The organism is Mycobacterium avium subsp. avium (genome assembly GCF_009741445.1).
Taxonomy (GTDB): Bacteria; Actinomycetota; Actinomycetes; order Mycobacteriales; family Mycobacteriaceae; genus Mycobacterium; species Mycobacterium avium.
Genome location: NZ_CP046507.1, coordinates 3,292,281 through 3,308,758 on the forward strand (window position 1 = coordinate 3,292,281; position 16,478 = coordinate 3,308,758).

General features: G+C 70.1%; 17 protein-coding genes. 4 read left to right on the plus strand and 13 right to left on the minus strand.

Features of this window, described 5'->3' with window-relative positions; translation table 11 throughout:
* Positions 1–14 precede the first annotated feature (14 nt).
* The 4 genes from MAA44156_RS15170 to glyA form a co-directional block, all read right to left on the minus strand.
* Positions 15–890 carry a polysaccharide deacetylase family protein gene (locus MAA44156_RS15170; protein WP_003875374.1) on the minus strand — a complete coding sequence of 292 codons (876 nt, stop codon included), beginning with the start codon at positions 888–890 and terminating at the stop codon, positions 15–17.
* A gap of 127 nt (positions 891–1,017) precedes the next feature.
* Positions 1,018–2,319 (minus strand): RNA 5'-3' helicase PhoH2, encoded by a 1,302-nt coding sequence (gene phoH2 / locus MAA44156_RS15175; protein ID WP_009975376.1) that lies wholly within the window; start codon positions 2,317–2,319, stop codon positions 1,018–1,020.
* 219 nt (positions 2,320–2,538) lie between these two features.
* Entirely contained in the window at positions 2,539–3,366 is an 828-nt protein-coding gene (locus MAA44156_RS15180) for an acyl-ACP desaturase (RefSeq protein ID WP_009975375.1), read from the minus strand.
* Between the two features lie 87 nt (positions 3,367–3,453).
* A complete protein-coding gene (gene glyA, locus MAA44156_RS15185; RefSeq protein WP_009975374.1) occupies positions 3,454–4,734 on the minus strand; it encodes a serine hydroxymethyltransferase in 1,281 nt (426 codons plus the stop codon).
* A gap of 127 nt (positions 4,735–4,861) precedes the next feature.
* On the opposite strand from glyA, the gene coaA reads away from it, so the two are divergent.
* Positions 4,862–5,800 carry a type I pantothenate kinase gene (gene coaA, locus MAA44156_RS15190; RefSeq protein ID WP_003875370.1) on the plus strand — a complete coding sequence of 313 codons (939 nt, stop codon included), beginning with the start codon at positions 4,862–4,864 and terminating at the stop codon, positions 5,798–5,800.
* Between the two features lie 19 nt (positions 5,801–5,819).
* On the opposite strand, the gene MAA44156_RS15195 is transcribed toward coaA, so the two are convergent.
* From MAA44156_RS15195 to MAA44156_RS15205, 3 genes are all read right to left on the minus strand, one after another.
* Entirely contained in the window at positions 5,820–6,245 is a 426-nt protein-coding gene (locus MAA44156_RS15195; protein ID WP_003875369.1) for a hypothetical protein, read from the minus strand.
* Between the two features lie 246 nt (positions 6,246–6,491).
* Positions 6,492–7,862 (minus strand): hypothetical protein, encoded by a 1,371-nt coding sequence (locus MAA44156_RS15200; protein WP_003875368.1) that lies wholly within the window; start codon positions 7,860–7,862, stop codon positions 6,492–6,494.
* 54 nt (positions 7,863–7,916) lie between these two features.
* Complete coding sequence (locus tag MAA44156_RS15205) at positions 7,917–8,705, minus strand: (2Z,6E)-farnesyl diphosphate synthase (protein ID WP_029248403.1); 789 nt, start codon at positions 8,703–8,705, stop codon at positions 7,917–7,919.
* 178 nt (positions 8,706–8,883) lie between these two features.
* Here MAA44156_RS15205 and trhA point away from each other — a divergent pair, with 178 nt between their 5' ends.
* A complete protein-coding gene (gene trhA / locus MAA44156_RS15210) occupies positions 8,884–9,657 on the plus strand; it encodes a PAQR family membrane homeostasis protein TrhA (RefSeq protein WP_009975371.1) in 774 nt (257 codons plus the stop codon).
* Positions 9,658–9,666: 9 nt separating this feature from the next.
* Here trhA and MAA44156_RS15215 read toward each other — a convergent pair whose 3' ends face one another.
* From MAA44156_RS15215 to mca, 4 genes are read right to left on the minus strand one after another with little or no spacing between them, the layout of a single operon-like run.
* Complete coding sequence (locus tag MAA44156_RS15215; protein WP_003875365.1) at positions 9,667–10,050, minus strand: nuclear transport factor 2 family protein; 384 nt, start codon at positions 10,048–10,050, stop codon at positions 9,667–9,669.
* 21 nt (positions 10,051–10,071) lie between these two features.
* Complete coding sequence (locus tag MAA44156_RS15220) at positions 10,072–12,087, minus strand: thioredoxin domain-containing protein (RefSeq protein WP_029248402.1); 2,016 nt, start codon at positions 12,085–12,087, stop codon at positions 10,072–10,074.
* Entirely contained in the window at positions 12,074–12,394 is a 321-nt protein-coding gene (locus MAA44156_RS15225; RefSeq protein WP_009975366.1) for a hypothetical protein, read from the minus strand. Before MAA44156_RS15225 ends, MAA44156_RS15220 begins: the two co-directional genes overlap by 14 nt.
* Complete coding sequence (gene mca, locus MAA44156_RS15230) at positions 12,391–13,263, minus strand: mycothiol conjugate amidase Mca (RefSeq protein ID WP_009975365.1); 873 nt, start codon at positions 13,261–13,263, stop codon at positions 12,391–12,393. Before mca ends, MAA44156_RS15225 begins: the two co-directional genes overlap by 4 nt.
* 110 nt (positions 13,264–13,373) lie before the next feature.
* Between mca and MAA44156_RS15235 the strand changes: the two genes are divergently transcribed.
* Both MAA44156_RS15235 and greA read left to right on the plus strand, forming a co-directional pair.
* Positions 13,374–13,799 carry a DUF4307 domain-containing protein gene (locus tag MAA44156_RS15235; RefSeq protein WP_009975363.1) on the plus strand — a complete coding sequence of 142 codons (426 nt, stop codon included), beginning with the start codon at positions 13,374–13,376 and terminating at the stop codon, positions 13,797–13,799.
* A gap of 220 nt (positions 13,800–14,019) precedes the next feature.
* Positions 14,020–14,514, plus strand: coding sequence for a transcription elongation factor GreA (gene greA, locus MAA44156_RS15240; protein WP_003872695.1), 495 nt, complete (start codon positions 14,020–14,022; stop codon positions 14,512–14,514).
* An 18-nt stretch (positions 14,515–14,532) separates the two neighbouring features.
* Here the strand turns inward: greA and MAA44156_RS15245 are convergent, their stop codons facing one another.
* A complete protein-coding gene (locus MAA44156_RS15245) occupies positions 14,533–15,699 on the minus strand; it encodes a cystathionine gamma-synthase (protein ID WP_003872696.1) in 1,167 nt (388 codons plus the stop codon).
* A 37-nt stretch (positions 15,700–15,736) separates the two neighbouring features.
* Complete coding sequence (locus MAA44156_RS15250) at positions 15,737–16,456, minus strand: RDD family protein (RefSeq protein ID WP_011723999.1); 720 nt, start codon at positions 16,454–16,456, stop codon at positions 15,737–15,739.
* Positions 16,457–16,478: the final 22 nt, after the last annotated feature.

Consider the following 16,478-nt stretch of genomic DNA (forward strand, 5'->3'; position numbering starts at 1 on the left):
TAGCTGCCCGCGTGCTAGGCACCGTTGTTCGGCCCGCCGGAGTTCTGCCCGGGGATGTCGGTGATCGGGAAGTTGGGCATCGGCTTCGGCGAGGGCGTGTCGGGCAGCTTGGGGATGTCGGAGGCGGGGATGTCGCGCAGCCCGTTGACCGGTGGGCCGTTCTCCCGGCTGCCGTAACTGCTGCCGGGCGCTCGCGGCCCCAGCAGTTCGCTGACCGTCACCAGCCGGTAGCCGTTGGCCTTGAGCACCGGGATGAACTGGTACACCAGATCGACGGTGCTCGAGTAGGTGTTGTGGAACAACACCACCGAGCCCGGTTTGATGTAGGTCATCAGCATGTACCGCGTCGCGGCGGTGTTGGAGTCATTGGCCCAATCGAAAGGGATTACATCCCAAAGGATTTCGGCTAGCCCCAATTGACCGGCGGTCTGACGCACCACCGGGTTGGACAGCCCGCCGGCGGGGCGGTACAGGTTCGGGGTGCGGCCGGTGGCGGCGTGGATCGCGTCATTGGCCTTGGTGAATTGGGCGGCGATGTCCTCGGTGGGGATGGTGGTCATGTTGGGGTGTTCCCAGGTGTGGTTGCCGATCTCCATTCCCGCATCGGCGATGCGCTTGGCGCCGGCCGGGTTCGCGGCCACCTTGTTGCCGATCAAAAAGAAGGTGGCCTTGGCGTCGTTGTCCTTGAGGATCTGCAGCAGCCGCTCGTCGAACGGGCCGGGCCCGTCGTCGAACGTCAGCGCCACGCATTTGACGACCGAGCAGCTCAGGTCGTCGGCGCGGGTGACGTGGCCGGTCAGCCCACCGATCACCAGCACCGCGACGGCCGCCAGCACCCCGACGACCGTGCGCCAGTAGCGCCAGGCCAGGGTGTCGGGTCGTTTCGCCACCGTGGAAGTTTATCGAAAGCGGCCGCACACCCCGGGGCGGCGAGGCCGCCGCTCGTAACGGCAGGGCGCAAACCGGGCCCCGGAATCGCCGTGGCGTTACGAGCGAGCCCCGCGAAAGCAGGCGCCGTCAGTGCGGCCCGGCGATTTCCTCGAGCATCTCGGTGACCAGCGCGGCGATCGGCGACCGCTCGCTGCGCAGCAAGGTGATGTGGGCGAACAGCGGGTGGCCCTTGAGCTTTTCGATCACCGCCGCGACCCCGTCGTGGCGGCCCACCCGCAGGTTGTCGCGTTGGGCGATGTCGTGGGTGAGCACCACCCGCGAGCCGGTGCCCAGCCGGGACAGCACGGTCAGCAACACGTTGCGCTCCAGCGACTGCGCCTCGTCGACGATGACGAACGAGTCGTGCAGCGAGCGGCCGCGGATGTGGGTCAGCGGCAGCACCTCGAGCATGCCGCGGGACAGCACTTCGTCGAGCACCGCCGGGCTGGCCAGACCCTCGAGGGTGTCGAAGACGGCCTGCGCCCACGGGCCCATCTTCTCGCTCTCGCTGCCGGGCAGGTAGCCCAGCTCCTGACCACCCACGGCGTAGAGCGGACGGAAGACCACCACCTTGCGCTGGGTGCGCCGTTCCAGCACCGCCTCCAGGCCCGCGCACAGCGCGAGCGCCGACTTGCCGGTGCCGGCCTTGCCGCCCAGCGACACGATGCCCACCGACTCGTCGAGCAGCAGGTCCAGCGCCACCCGCTGTTCGGCCGAACGCCCGCGCAGCCCGAACGCCTCCCGATCGCCGCGGACCAGCTGCACACGTTTGTCCGGGTTGACCCGGCCCAGCGCGTGCGAGCTTCCGCCGAGCAGCCGAATTCCGGTGTGGCACGGCAGGTCTCGCGCCTCCGCCAGGTCGATCTCGCCCTCGGTGAACAGCGCGTCGATGTCCTCGGTCGCGGTCTCGAGCTCGTGCATCCCCGACCAGCCGGAGGCCACCACGTCCTGGGCGTGGTACTCGTCGGCGGCCAGCCCCACCGCGGCGGCCTTGACCCGAAGCGGAATGTCCTTGCTCACCAAGGTGACTCGCTTGCCCTCGGCGGCCAGATTGGCGGCGCAGCTCAGGATCCGGGAGTCGTTGCTGTCGCTGCGGAAACCCGCGGGCAGCACCGCCGGGTCGGTGTGGTTGAGCTCGACGTGCAGCGAACCGCCTTGCGTCCCAACCGGAATCGGCTGATCCAGCCGCCCGTGCAGCAGCCGCAGATCGTCGAACAGACGCAGCGCCTGGCGGGCGAACCATCCCAGCTCGTGATGGTGGCGTTTGGCCTCCAGTTCGCTGATCACCACCAGCGGGACCACCACCTCGTGTTCGGCGAACCGGCTGCACGCCCACGGGTCGGACAGCAGCACGGAGGTGTCGATCACGTAGGTCCGGATATCGGTCACGTAGCGCTCCTCGAGCGGGATGAGCCCGCGCGGACCCGCGCAGGCATGTCGACGGGAACCGCAGCACCAGGACCGGGGCCGGTCCTTCCGTTGTGGTGACGGGAGGTGCCGCCCTGGCAGCAGAGCATGACGCTGGCCATCGAGAACGACGCTACTCTCGTGGCCGCTGCGCAGCAGCGCAGGCGCGCCGACGGGTGCGCGCCGGCGCGCGAAGAAGGGTCAGCCGATGACGAACGGCTTGAGGGCGGGCTCGTCGGCCACACCCCATGCGCGGATGCGGTCGGAGATCACCTGGCGCAGGTCATTCTCGGTGAAGACGCCGGCCTCGGCGACGTTGCGCAGCTTGTCCTGGTAGGCGTCGATGTCGGCGCCGGGCACCTGCAGCTCGGCCGCGCGGGCGGCGATCGCGGCGATCGTCTCGTCGCGGGTGTATTCCAGGCAGTGCGCGACGAGGTTGGAGAAGAACAGCTCGTGGCGCCGCTCGTCCCGGGAGATCCGGTCGACCAGCCCGGACAGGATCGGCTCCTCGAGCTTTGCGGACAGGTTCTCGCAGAACACGGCGTGGCTGCGTTCGGTGAAGGCCATGTAGACCAGGGTCTCCACCTGGCTGTAAGTGTCGGCGCGGTAGCCCTTCATCACGTACTGCACGCGGGCCTCTTCGTTGGCGGTGGGGTCGACCTCGCGGGTCACCACCAGGTAATTCCGCAGCGCAATGGCGTGCAGGTGCTCCTCGGCGGTCCACCGGCCCAGCCAGCGGCCCCAATAGTCCTCGAGGATGAAGTGCTCGACGAGCTCGCGGTGGTGTACGGCCAGGTTGTCCTTGAGTAGCAGCATGATCTCGCAGGCGTCCGTCAGCGGCCTCGGCAGCGTGGCCGACGACGGATCCCAGTCGCGTCCGCCGAGGAAGGCGAAGTTCTCGCCCCGGTCGTACGGCACGTAGTCGTGGGCGAACCAGAGTTCCTCGGTGGACAGGTGTCGATCCATGTTGGCTTCGACAACCGGCTCGAGTTCCAGGGTCAGCGCGTTAGCGACAGGTCTTTCGGCCATGGAGATAACTGTAACTTGCGTACACAGGTTCGTGAAATCGTCCGCGCCGCCGCGGGCAAAGTGGTGACTTTGGTCCCCAGCGGCCGGCTACCGGCCGACCAGCGACCAGTCTTCGAGGCCCTCGTACAGCGGGAAATCCCTGGCCAGCCGGGTGACCCGGTCCCGCAGCGCCGCCAGATCGGCCCCGCGGCCACCCGCCAGCGCGGTGGCGATGACGTCGGCGACCTCACTGAACTCGGCGTCCCCGAAGCCCCGGGTGGCCAGGGCCGGCGTGCCCACCCGCAACCCGGAGGTGACCATCGGCGGCCGGGGATCGTTGGGCACGGCGTTGCGGTTGACGGTGATGCCGATCTCGTGCAGCAGGTCCTCGGCGGCCTGGCCGTCGAGCTCCGAGTTGCGCAGGTCGACCAGCACCAGGTGGACGTCGGTGCCGCCGCTGACCACCGACACGCCGGCGGCCGCCACGTCGGCGCCCGACAGCCGCTCGGCGAGGATGCGCGCCCCGGACAGGGTGCGCCGCTGCCGGTCGGCGAACTCTTCCGTGCCGGCGATCTTGAGCGCGACGGCCTTGGCGGCGATGACGTGCATGAGCGGCCCGCCCTGCTGGCCCGGGAACACCGCGGAGTTGATCGACTTGGCGTACTCCTGCTTGCCCAGGATCAGGCCGGAGCGCGGGCCGCCGAGCGTCTTGTGCACGGTGGTGGACACCACGTCGGCGTGCGGAACCGGGGACGGGTGCAGCCCGGCGGCGACCGGGCCCGCGAAGTGTGCCATGTCGACCCACAGCTTGGCGCCGACCTCGTCGGCGATCGACGCGAACGCCGCGAAGTCCAGCACCCGCGGGTAGGCCGACCAGCCGGCGATGATGACCTTGGGACGGAACTCGAGGGCCTTGGCCCGCACCGCGTCCATGTCGATCAGGTGCGTGGTCGGGTCGACGCCGTAGAAGCCGACGTCGTAGAGCTTGCCGGAGAAGTTCAGCTTCATGCCGTGCGTCAGGTGCCCGCCGTTGGCCAGGTCCAGACCCAGCAGCCGCTCCCCCGGCGTCATCAGCGCGTGCAGCACGGCCGCGTTGGCCTGGGCACCCGAATGCGGCTGCACGTTGGCGAAGTCGGCGCCGAAGAGGGCCTTGGCCCGATCCCGGGCGATGTTCTCCACCACGTCGACGTACTCGCAGCCGCCGTAGTAGCGGCGGCCGGGCAGCCCCTCGGCGTACTTGTTGGTCAGCACGCTGCCCTGGGCCTGCAGCACCGCGCGCGGGACGAAGTTCTCCGAGGCGATCATCTCCAGCGTGTCGCGCTGGCGGCCCAGCTCCTGACCCAGCAACCCGGCGATGTCGGGGTCGATGTCGGCGAGCGGCGCCGACATCAGCGACGCCGTGTCGGATGCGGTGGGGCGAGCGTCAGGTGCAGCAGTCACGGCGCCAGTCTATCCAGGGCCGGCTTTTCGCCAGCCCTGCCGTCGGGCGCGGGCGAGCCCCTGCCACACTTGCACTATGCCGCGGCTTAGCGAGCCGAGCCCGTATGTGGAGTTCGACCGAAAGCAATGGCGTGCGCTGCGTATGTCCACGCCGCTGGCCCTCACCGAGGAGGAACTGGTCGGCCTGCGCGGTCTGGGCGAACAAATCGACCTGCTGGAAGTGGAAGAGGTCTACCTGCCGCTGGCCCGGCTCATCCACCTCCAGGTGGCCGCCCGGCAGCGGTTGTTCGCCGCCACCGCCGAGTTCCTCGGCGAACCTCAGCAAAACCCGGACCGGCCGGTGCCGTTCGTCATCGGGGTGGCCGGCAGCGTGGCCGTCGGCAAGTCGACCACCGCGCGCGTGCTGCAGGCGCTGCTGGCCCGCTGGGACCACCACCCGCGGGTGGACCTGGTGACCACCGACGGGTTCCTGTACCCGAACGCCGAGCTGGACCGGCGAAACCTGATGCACCGCAAGGGATTTCCGGAAAGCTACAACCGCCGGGCGCTGATGCGGTTCGTGACGTCGGTCAAGTCCGGTTCGGACTACGCCTGCGCGCCGGTGTATTCACACCTGAAATACGACATCATCCCGGGGGCCAAGCACGTGGTCCGCCATCCCGACATCCTGATCCTGGAGGGCCTCAACGTCCTGCAGACCGGGCCCACCCTGATGGTGTCGGACCTGTTCGACTTCGGCATCTACGTCGACGCGCGGATCGAAGACATCGAGCAGTGGTACATCTCGCGGTTCCTGGCGATGCGCAGCACCGCCTTCGCCGATCCCGAGTCGCACTTCCACCACTACGCGGCGCTCAACGACACCAAGGCGGTGGCCGCGGCCCGGGAGATCTGGCGCTCGATCAACCGGCCCAACCTGGTGGAGAACATTCTGCCCACCCGGCCGCGGGCCACCCTGGTGCTGCGCAAGGACGCCGACCACTCGATCAACCGGCTGCGGCTGCGCAAGCTGTGAGCCCGGCGCCGGCCGGCGGTCAGGCCGTCTCGAGGCGGCGTACTCCCGCGTATTGCACGGCGGCGAACGCCGCCGTGTAGGCCGCGCTGGCCAGCGTCAGGGCGACTCCGGCGCCGGTCAGCGGCAACACGCCGGCGGCCACGATCGCGGCCAGCGTGAACACCGCGTTGGCCGCCACGATGCTGATACCCGCGCGGCGCAGGTCCGGCAGCGCGCCCAGGCTGAACACCACCAGGCCATAGAGCACGAAGAAGGCCCCGCCGATGTACTCCTGGAAGGACGTCAGGCCGGTCAGCGACGAGAGCGGATCGGCGGCGACGGCGACGGCCAGACCGCACAATCCGGTCAGCGTGGCGTCGGCGCGCACCGCGAAACGCAACAGCGAGTCGGTCGAGTCGTAGAGGGGCCGGACGGTGACGCCGGATACCCCGGAAACAGTGCTCATGTGATTACTCCTCGCGATGGCGGGTTGGTGTCGAACAGGTTTGAGCGTGCCGCCGGAGCACTGCCATATCGACTCGTGGCGCTGCCAACTGCTGCCACGAGTTGTATGACCAGCTGGTTCACCCGGCTATTCCCGTCAGCGGGTAAATATTTGACACGCGCCAGTCCGTGTCGGCTAGTGGCCTGGTCACGGGCGCGGGGCACAGCGCTGTGCCGTCCGGCGACCGCGGTGACTGCAGTACCCGTTCTACTCGCTGGGAACCGGGACCCGCCCGCGAAGGTCGGCGGCGATCAGCCGGGCGGCGGCGTTCTGCCAGTTGTGCAACGAGCGCTGGGGAACCTCGGTGACGAACCACTGCCAGGCCTGCCGCGCGGTCGGATCCAGGCCCGACGCGGTGGCGTTCTGGGCGTAGGCGCGCACCCCGACGACGTAGGGGAAATACAGCGAGTTGTAGTGGCGCCACTCCTCGGTGGTCCCGAAGTCGCCGCCGTCGCGCGGCTTGAGCCGGGCGATGGCGTCGGCCAGCACGGCCTTGAGCTCGGTGGCCCGCTCGATCGGCTGGTCGGGGGCCCCGCGGGCGGCCAGCCGCTCGTCGATCACCGGCAACGCGGTCAGCGGGCTGGCGACCAGCTTGGTCAGATCCCCGTAGTGCCCGAGTGCCCGACGGGTGAGCCTGGCGAAGGTGACGTCGTCGACGCCGTCCAGCGGATGCTCCTGGCGCAGCGGCAGCGCCGCGCCGGTGTGCCGCAGCGCGGCCCGATCCGCCCGCAGCGCAGGCGATTTCGAGAACGCCAGCCGGTCGAGCAGCCCGGCCAGCGGATCCGCGAGCACCTGCACGGTGATCGCGATCGCCAGGCTGGTGAACAGCAGCACGGTCAGCGCGGTCCGCGCGCCGGGATCGGCGCGGGTCACCGCCAGCCCGATCAGCGCCTGGCCGCCGAACAGCACGGCCACCGCCACCGAACCGGCGAACGAGCGCAGCATGTCGGCGCGCAGCGCGTGCCCCTCGTCGAACGCGTCCCACAGCGCGACGGCGACGCCGAGCCCCAGCACGTCGCAGCTCGTCGAGGCCAGCGCAAGCCAGCTGGGCACCAGGCCCAGCGGAATGATCAGGATCGCGTTGGCCAGCGCGAAGAACAAGGTGGCGGTGACGGCCAGCCCGACGGCCGGCCGGGGCCGCCGCGGCCGGCGCAACGCAACGGCCATCGCGCCCAGGGTCGACACCGAGATCGCCGCCATCATCAGCCAGTGGCCGGGCCGCAGCGGCCCGTCCACGCTGCCGGCCAGCGCCGCGCCGAGCAGCGTCAGCGCCGCCACCCCGGCCACCAGCAGCACCTCGCGGGTGCGGCTGCGCCAGCCGTCGGGGGGCCGGGACAGCTCCACGAGCACCGCGAACCAGGCCACGCCGGGCACCGCCGTCAGGTAGATCTCGACGCGGCTCAGCAGCGGGGCGTGCGCGGGACTGGCGGTGCGGACCGCGTCCAGCCCCACCACGAGCGCGAACCCGCACAGTCCGATCGCCGCCAGCACCAGGACGGGTTTGCGCGGATCGCGGGCGGCCAGATACAGGCCCAGCCAGGCGCTCAGCGTGAACACCACCGCCGACAGCGCAGCCATGCACCAAGTGTGGCACGCAGGTCGACGGGTGCTTAAGGCCTTCCGGGCAGCGGGTTATTTGCCGTAGCGGCGGTGCCGCTGGCTGTAGTCGCGCAGCGCCCGCAGGAAGTCGACCCGGCGGAAGGCCGGCCAGTGCGCCTCGGTGAACCACATCTCGGAGTAGGCGCTTTGCCACAGCAAAAAACCCGACAGCCGTTGCTCGCCGGAGGTGCGGATCACCAGGTCCGGATCGGGTTGCCCCGAGGTGTACAGGTTTTCCGAGATCGCGTCGACGGTGACCGCCTCGATCAGCTCTTCGGCCGTCGCCCCGTTGGCCAGTTCCTTGCTCAGCAGCGAGCGCACGGCGTCGACGATCTCCCGCCGGCCGCCGTAGCCGACGGCGACGTTGACGTGGAAGGACGCCTCGACCGGGGTGGACTCGACGGCGCCGCGCAGCCGGCGGGCCGGCTCCTCGCCGAGCAGCTCGAGGTCGCCGACGGTGCGCACGCTCCACCGGTTGGCCGGCGCGCAGATCTCCTCGACGACGTCGGTGATGATTTCGATCAGCCCGGCCAGCTCGTCGGGGTCGCGCTGCAGGTTCTCCGTGGAAAGCAGGTACACCGTGGTCATCTCGATGCCGGCTGCCTGACACCAGCGCAGCATCTCGGCGATCTTGACCGCGCCCATCCGGTAGCCGTAGCTGACGTCGTCGTACCCGGCGTCGCGCGCCCAGCGCCGGTTGCCGTCGCACAGCACCGCGATGTGGCGGGGCAGGTCGGCCTTCGCGGCACCGAGCTCCTGGCGCAACCGCATCTCATAGATGCGGTACAGCGGCTCCTTGAGTCGCGGCGGAATGATTTCCACGAACACACACCCTACTGCCAGCGGCGATCGTTTCACCGGTGCTGATTTCGGCCGCGTCGTGCGGGCCGTCGCCGCACAGCTCGCGACGGCGCCGCGGCCGTTCCTGGCTACTCTGACTGGTGAGCAGCCGCCGGCCGCATCCCTTGCATCCCTATCCGGCAGACCACCCCCAGGAGACATGAGCAGCCAGACCAGCACCGCCCCCAACCCGGAGCCCGATCACGAGGCGATCGTCCCGGGCAACACCGTCGAGCAGCTCGTCGAAGGCGCCGCCCAGGTTCTGGGCAAGCCGCGGATGCGCGGCTGGATCCACTTCTACTCGGCGTGGCTGGCCGTCATCACCGGCGCCACGCTGGTGTCGGTGTCGTGGGCGGCCGCCTCGCCGCGCGCCGGGCATTCGACGCTGATCTACGCCGCGGCCACGGTGGCACTGTTCGCGGTCAGCGCCACCTATCACCGGGTGAAGTGGAAGACCGAGGCCGCCCGCACCCGGATGAAGCGGCTGGACCACTCGATGATCTTCGTGTTCATCGCCGGCAGCTACACCCCGTTCGCCCGGCTGGTGATGCCGCAGAACACCGGGGTGGTGGTGCTGTGCATCGTGTGGGGCGGCGCGCTGGCGGGCATCGCGCTCAAGGTCTGCTGGCCGACCGCGCCGCGCTGGCTGGGGGTGCCGCTGTACCTGCTGCTGGGCTGGGTGGCCATCTGGTATGCGCCGACGATCCTGCACCAGGCCGGGGTGGCCGCGATGGTGCTGCTGGCGGTGGGCGGGGTGCTCTACAGCGTGGGCGGCATCTTCTACGCGCTGCGCTGGCCGGATCCGTGGCCTAGCACGTTCGGCTACCACGAGTTCTTCCACGCCCTCACCGCGATCGCGGCGATCCTGCACTACATCGCCATGTGGTTCGCCGTGTTCTACACCGGCGACCATGCGTGGCTGGCCACGGCATGATCGTCCGGGTTACGGCCGGCTGACGTCGTCGTCCGGGGACCAGTACGCCTTCATCGCGGCGACCTTCCCGTTGCCGTCGAACACCATCACGTCGATCGGCTCGATCACCATCCGGTGCTCGCCGGCGGTCACGGTCAGCCGGAAGTGGAACGCCGCCTCGTTGCCGGCCACCCGCAGCGTCAGCAGCTCGCATTCGCGCTGCAGGTTGTCGAGCGCGGAGTAGAAGCCGTGGATGGCCTGGCGGCCGATGTGCACCTCGCCGCCGACCGGGTCCTCGACGGTGGCGTCGTCGGCGTACAGCTCGACCAAGTCGTCGGCGCCGCCCTTGGCGACCAGTTCGATGTAGCGGTGGACCGTGTTCCTGATCGCGTCGGTCTTGGCGTCATTCGGCATGCGACGCAGGGTATCTCGCGGTCAGGGCGCGGGCGCACCCAGGGCGGCGGCCAGTTCGGGTGTGCGGGTGACCGGCAGGTCGCAGACCCGGCCGCGGCATACGTAGGCGGCGTCGGCGCCGGCCACCCGGTCGCGGCCGGACAGCAGCTCCGACGAATCCCGCGGGCCGCCCACCACGATCGCCCCGCCGGGCGCCAGCCGTCGCGCGTCGGCCAGCAGCGCCGAGCGGGCGGGGTCGCAGGCCACCGCGATCTGCAGCGGCCCGCGCACCGCGGCCTCGGCGACGGCCAGCCAATGCCCGGCCGTGCGCGGGGCGCGTTCCAGCAGCACCGCCTGCGCGCGCAGCGCGTCGGTGGCGGCGCGCAGGTACCGCTCGGCGCGCTCGCCGCCGACCAGGTGCGCGGCGGTCAACAGGGCTTCGGTGACCGACGACGCGCCCGACGGGGTGGCCCCGTCCAGCGGGTCGGCCGGCCGCAGCATCAGCCGCTCGGCGTCGTCGGCGGTGTCGAACCAGCGGCCGGGCCGCTGCGGATCGGCGAAATGCGCCAGGGCAGTGTCGAGCAGGTCGGTCGCGGCGGTCAGCCAGCTGTCCTCGGCGCTCAGCTGATACAGCGCCAGCAGGCCGGTGGCCAGCATCGCGTGGTCCTCGAGGATGGCGGCGCTGTCGCCGACCACCCCGCCCAGGCTGGCCCGTCGCAGCCTGCCGTCGACGACGTGCAGGTCGAGCACAGACCGTGCGCAGCGCCGGGCGGCGTCGGCGAGCCCGAGGTCGTCCAGCGCGACGCTGGCCTCGGTGAAAGCGGTGATGGCCAAGCCGTTCCAGGACGTGACGACTTTGTCGTCGCGGCCTGGCTGGATTCGGCTGCGCCGGGCGGCCAGCAACGCCGCGCGCACCCGGTCGAACCGCGGGGTGTCCGGCGGGTCCGCGGGCAGCCGCAGCACCGAGCTGCCGTGCTCGAACGTTCCGGTCTCGGTGACCCCGAAAACAGCTGCGGCCCAACGCCCGTCGTCGGGCCCGAGCACCTCGGTCAGCTGTGCCGGCGTCCACACATAGGTCGAGCCCTCCCGGCCGTCGGCGTCGGCGTCCAGCGACGAGGTGAACATGTCGCCGTCGGCGAGGTCGTCGAGCAGAAACCGCGCGGTCTCGGCCGTGACCCGCGCCGCCAGCGGGTCGCCGGTGCGGCGGGCCCAATGCGCGTAGACCCGCAGCAGCAGCGCGTTGTCGTACAGCATCTTCTCGAAATGCGGTACCACCCAAGCGTTGTCGACGCTGTAGCGGGCGAAGCCGCCGCCCAGCTGGTCGTAGATCCCGCCGCGGGCCATCGCCGCACCGGTGTGCGCCACCGCCTGCAGCACCGCTGCTGACCCGGTGCGCTCGTAGCTGCGCAGCAGCGCCTCCAGCAGCGCCGACGGCGGGAATTTGGGGGCGCCGCCGAACCCGCCGTGCACCGTGTCCCGGTCGGCGATGATCGCGGCGACGGCCTCGTCGCACAGCGCCGCCGCGAGGTCCGCACCGCCCGCGGGCAGCCCGGAGGTCATCTTGCGCAGCTCGCCGGCGATGCGGTCCGACGCCTCCTCGACCTCGCCGCGGCGCTCCCGCCAGGTGGCCGAGACAGCCGAAAGCAGTTGCAGGAAGGCGTCTTTGGGATAGTAGGTGCCGCAGAAGAAGGGCCGGCCGTCCGGTGTCAGGAAACACGTCATCGGCCAACCGCCGTGCCCGGTCAGGGCGACGGTGGCGTTCATGTACACCGCGTCGATGTCGGGGCGTTCCTCGCGGTCGACCTTGACGCAGACGAATCCGGAGTTCATCGCCGCGGCCACGTCGGGGTCTTCGAACGACTCGTGGGCCATGACGTGGCACCAGTGGCAGGCGGCGTACCCCACCGAGAGCAGGATCGGCACGTCGCGGGCGGCGGCGTCGGCCAGTGCCTGCGGGGTCCACTGCTGCCAGTGCACCGGGTTGTCGGCGTGCTGACGCAGATACGGGCTGGTCGCCCGCCCAAGGGTATTCGTGGCCGACGGGTCAGCCGGGCTCATCGCCGGATCCCGGGGGTCGCGGTGACCCGTTGGCCTGGTCCGGGCCGGGATCGGCGTCCGGTGCGCCCTCCGCGTCGACCGCGTCGGTGCCCTCGTCGGCGGCCTGATCCGGCTCGGGGTGTTGGGGGTCGAACGATTCGGGCACCTTGCGCAGTTGCCGGTTCATCGACCGCAGCAGGAACAGCGTGCTGATCAACAGCAGCACGACGATCAGCAACCCGACCGGGCTGGCCTTGCCGAAGTCGGGTCCGGTGTGGTGCGGTGCGCCGTCGGCCACCGCACCGGAGAGCACCAGGAGGTGGTTCACGCGTCGGGCTCGATTCCGGCGAACAGGTCGTCTTCGGGCAACCGGACCGGGACCCGGGAGCGGGCCAACTCGAATTCCTCAGTGGGCCAAAGCCGTTGCTGCCATGCGATGGGGGCGGCGAAGAAGTCGTGGTCCGGGTCGATCTGGGTGGTGTGCGCCCGCAGCGCGTCGTCGCGCTGGCTGAAATAGGCCGAGCATTCCACGCGGGTGGTGACGCGGGACTCGAACGGGTCGTGGGCGGGATCCCAATGCTCGAGCCACTTCTTGAACGGCGGTTCGTGACCGTGTTTGACCGCTTCGTCGTGCAGCAGCTGCATCCGCGCCCGCAGGAAGCCGTGGTTGTAGTACAGCTTGGACACCGTCCACGGCTCGCCGGCGTCCGGGAAGCGCCGGTAGTCGCCGGCCGCCTCGTAGGCGCCGACCGAAACCTGGTGGCAGCGAATGTGATCGGGATGCGGGTAGCCGCCGGTTTCGTCGTAGGTGGTCATCACGTGCGGCCGGAATTCGCGGACCACCCGGACCAGCGCCTCGATCGACTCCTCCAGCGGCACCAGGGCGAAACATCCCTCGGGCAGCGGAGGAGGCGGGTCGCCCTTGGGTAATCCCGAATCGACGAAGCCCAGCCAGATGTGCTCGACGCCGAGTATCTCGGCGGCCTTGGCCATTTCGTCGCGCCGGATTTCGGCGATGTGGCCGTGCACCTCGGGCAGGTCCATCGCCGGGTTGAGGATGTCGCCGCGCTCGCCGCCGGTTAACGTCACCACCAGCACCCGATGGCCCTCGTCGGCGTAGCGGGCCAGGGTGGCCGCGCCCTTGCTGGACTCGTCGTCGGGATGGGCGTGCACCGCCATCAACCGCAATTCGCTCACGTGCTCCCTTGTCACTTCCGGTGGTCGCCCGGTCTGACCCTATAATTCCAGTTCCGCATCCGTGCCCGCTGCCGGCCGCTGCCGGCGCCCGATGACCAGGCAAAACCACCATGACCGAAACCCGCCCGAGCGAGCGCTACGGCCGTTCGCCGCTGTCGCGCATTCCGCGGCGGTGGGTGATCGCCGCGCTGGGCGTGCTGGTGGTGGCGGCCGGGCTGGCGGTGGCCGTCGTCGGCTATCACCGGTTCGGCACCAGCGACGTCAAGGCGACGATGGTCGGGTACCGGGTGCTCGACGACCAGACCGCGTCGATCACGATCAGCGTGACGCGATCGGATCCGTCCCGCCCGGTGGACTGCATCGTGCGGGTCCGCTCCCACGACGGCGGCGAGACCGGCCGGCGCGAGCTGCTGGTCCCGCCGTCCGGGGCGGCCACCGTCGAGGTGACGACGACGGTGAAGTCCTTCCAGCCGCCGGTGGTGGCCGACGTCTACGGCTGCGGCACCGACGTGCCCGGCTATCTGCGGCCGTCCTGACCGGCCCGGATCGACGCCGAACTGCGAATTTGGAGTCATCGACTGTTTGCGCGGTGGTAACATGGATGAATGCACGGTTCCGGTTGGGGCCGTGTTGCTGCATTAGCGGCCGTGAGCAAAACGGGGCGGCAGCACACGGGGAGGCACCCGCACGCTCTGGGCGACGGAGTTAACAGGACTTACGCGAACTCGCGGAACAACATACGAGGAGCACGACGAGATGACGGATACTTCCGTGACCTGGCTTACCCAGGAGTCGCACGACCGGCTCAAGGCCGAGCTCGATCAGTTGATCGCGAATCGTCCGGTCATCGCCGCGGAGATCAACGACCGCCGCGAGGAGGGTGACCTGCGCGAGAACGGCGGCTACCACGCCGCGCGCGAAGAGCAGGGCCAACAGGAGGCCCGGATTCGCCAGCTGCAGGATCTGCTCAACAACGCCAAGGTCGGCGAGGCGCCCAAGCAGTCCGGTGTCGCGCTGCCCGGCTCGGTGGTCAAGGTCTACTACAACGGCGACAAGTCCGACACCGAGACGTTCCTCATCGCCACCCGCCAGGAGGGCGTCAACGACGGCAAGCTCGAGGTGTACTCGCCCAATTCACCGCTGGGCGGGGCGCTGATCGACGCCAAGGTGGGCGAGACCCGCAGCTACACCGTGCCCAACGGCAGCACCGTCGAGGTCACGCTGGTCAGCGCGGAGCCCTACCACTCCTGAGTCCGAGCGCTCGGCGTATCAACTGAGCGCCCGATCGAGGTCGGCCAGCAGGTCGTCGACGTCCTCGATGCCGACCGACAGCCGCACCAGATCGTCGGGCACCTCCAGTTGCGACCCCGCCGTCGACGCGTGCGTCATCGCGCTGGGGTGCTCGATCAGCGACTCGACCCCGCCCAGCGACTCGGCCAGGATGAACACCCGGGTGTTGGCGCACAGCTTTCGGGCGGCCTGCCGGCCGCCGCGCATCCGCACCGAGACCATGCCGCCGAAGCCCGACATCTGCCGGGCGGCGACGTCGTGGCCCGGATGGCCGGGCAGGCCGGGATAGAGCACCGCGCTCACCGCGGGGTGCCCGGCGAGGAATTGCGCTACGGCAGAGGCGTTTTCGGTGTGCCGCTGCATCCGCAGCACCAGCGTCTTCAGCCCGCGCATGGTCAGGTAGGCGTCGAACGGGCCGGGCACCGCGCCCGCCCCGTTCTGTAAGAACCCGAACGCGTCGTCCAGCTCGGCGTCGTTGGTGACCAGCGCACCGCCCACCACGTCGGAGTGCCCGCCGATGTACTTGGTGGTGGAATGCAGCACGATGTCGGCGCCCAGCGTCAACGGCTGCTGCAGCGCCGGCGAGGCAAAGGTGTTGTCCACCAACACCTTTGCCGAGTGCTGGTGGCCCAGCTGGGCCAGCGCGGCGATGTCGGCGATCGACAGCAACGGGTTGGTCGGGGTTTCCACCCAGATCAGCCGGGTGCGCGGCGTGATCGCGGCGGCCACGGCGTCGAGCTGATGCAACGGCACCGGCGTGTATTCGACGTTCCAGCGGGTGAACACCTTGTCGATCAACCGAAAGGTGCCGCCGTAGGCGTCATTCGGGATCACCACGTGGTCGCCGGGCCGCAGCACCGCCCGCAGCGCGCAGTCGGTGGCGGCCATGCCGGAGGCGAAGGCCCGCCCGTGGCTGCCGGCCTCCACCGCGGCCAGCGTGGCCTCCAGCGCGGCCCGGGTCGGGTTGCCGGTGCGGGCGTACTCGTACCCGCCGCGCAGCGCGCCCACCCCGTCCTGGGCGAAGGTGCTGCTGGCGTAGATCGGCGTGTTGACCGCTCCGGTCGCCGGGTCCGGCCGGTAGCCGGCGTGAATCGCCTTGGTGGCCAGTCCGCTGAACTCGGGGTGTGCGTTGCCGTCGTCGCTCATCGACGATCAGCCTAGGGGACGGCCGCGGTCGCCGGCCCTAGCTCGGCGGGCTTTCGGAGCCGTCGAGCGGCAGGCACACGGTCGTCATGATCTTGTCCGCCAGCGTCTGCCGCTTGGAATCCCATAGCGGGAAAAGGAATCCGATGAAGCAGATGATCGCGTCGACGAAGTGCGCCAGCGCCCGCACCACCGACATCCCGAAGCCGACGGGTTGGCCGGTGACCTCGCTGACCACTTTGAACTTCATCACCGACTTGCCCACGCTCGACCCGGTGGTGCCCTGCCGGTAGCCGTAATTCCAGATCAGGTAGAACAACCCGACGATCGACGCCAACCACTGCGCCACCAGGCCAAGCGTCGAGTTCTGGGTGGCGCAGTACTGGTTCACCGCGTACTGCGTGACGTCGGTGATGCAGGCGGTCTGCTGGGTGGCCACCAGGATCGCGGTGCCGATGCCGTGCACCACGACGTACGGGAGGATGTCGATGACGAACGCCAGCGCGCGGGTGAGCCACGGCGCGTAGTCCTGCGTGGGCAGGGTGCGGATCGCCGGTCCCGGGGGCGGCGGCGCGTATCCCCCCGACGGCGGCGGCGGTGGCGGATAGGACCCGCCGGGCGGCGGGGGCGGCGGGTAAGACCCGCCGGGTGGAGGCGGTGGCTGCTGCCCACCGGGGGGCGGAGTCGGCTGACCGCCGGGCGACCCGGGCGACGAGGGAGGTGGCGGGTAGGCGCCGCCGGGCGGCGGTTGATCGGTCATGGGCAACCTTCCACTCCGGGTC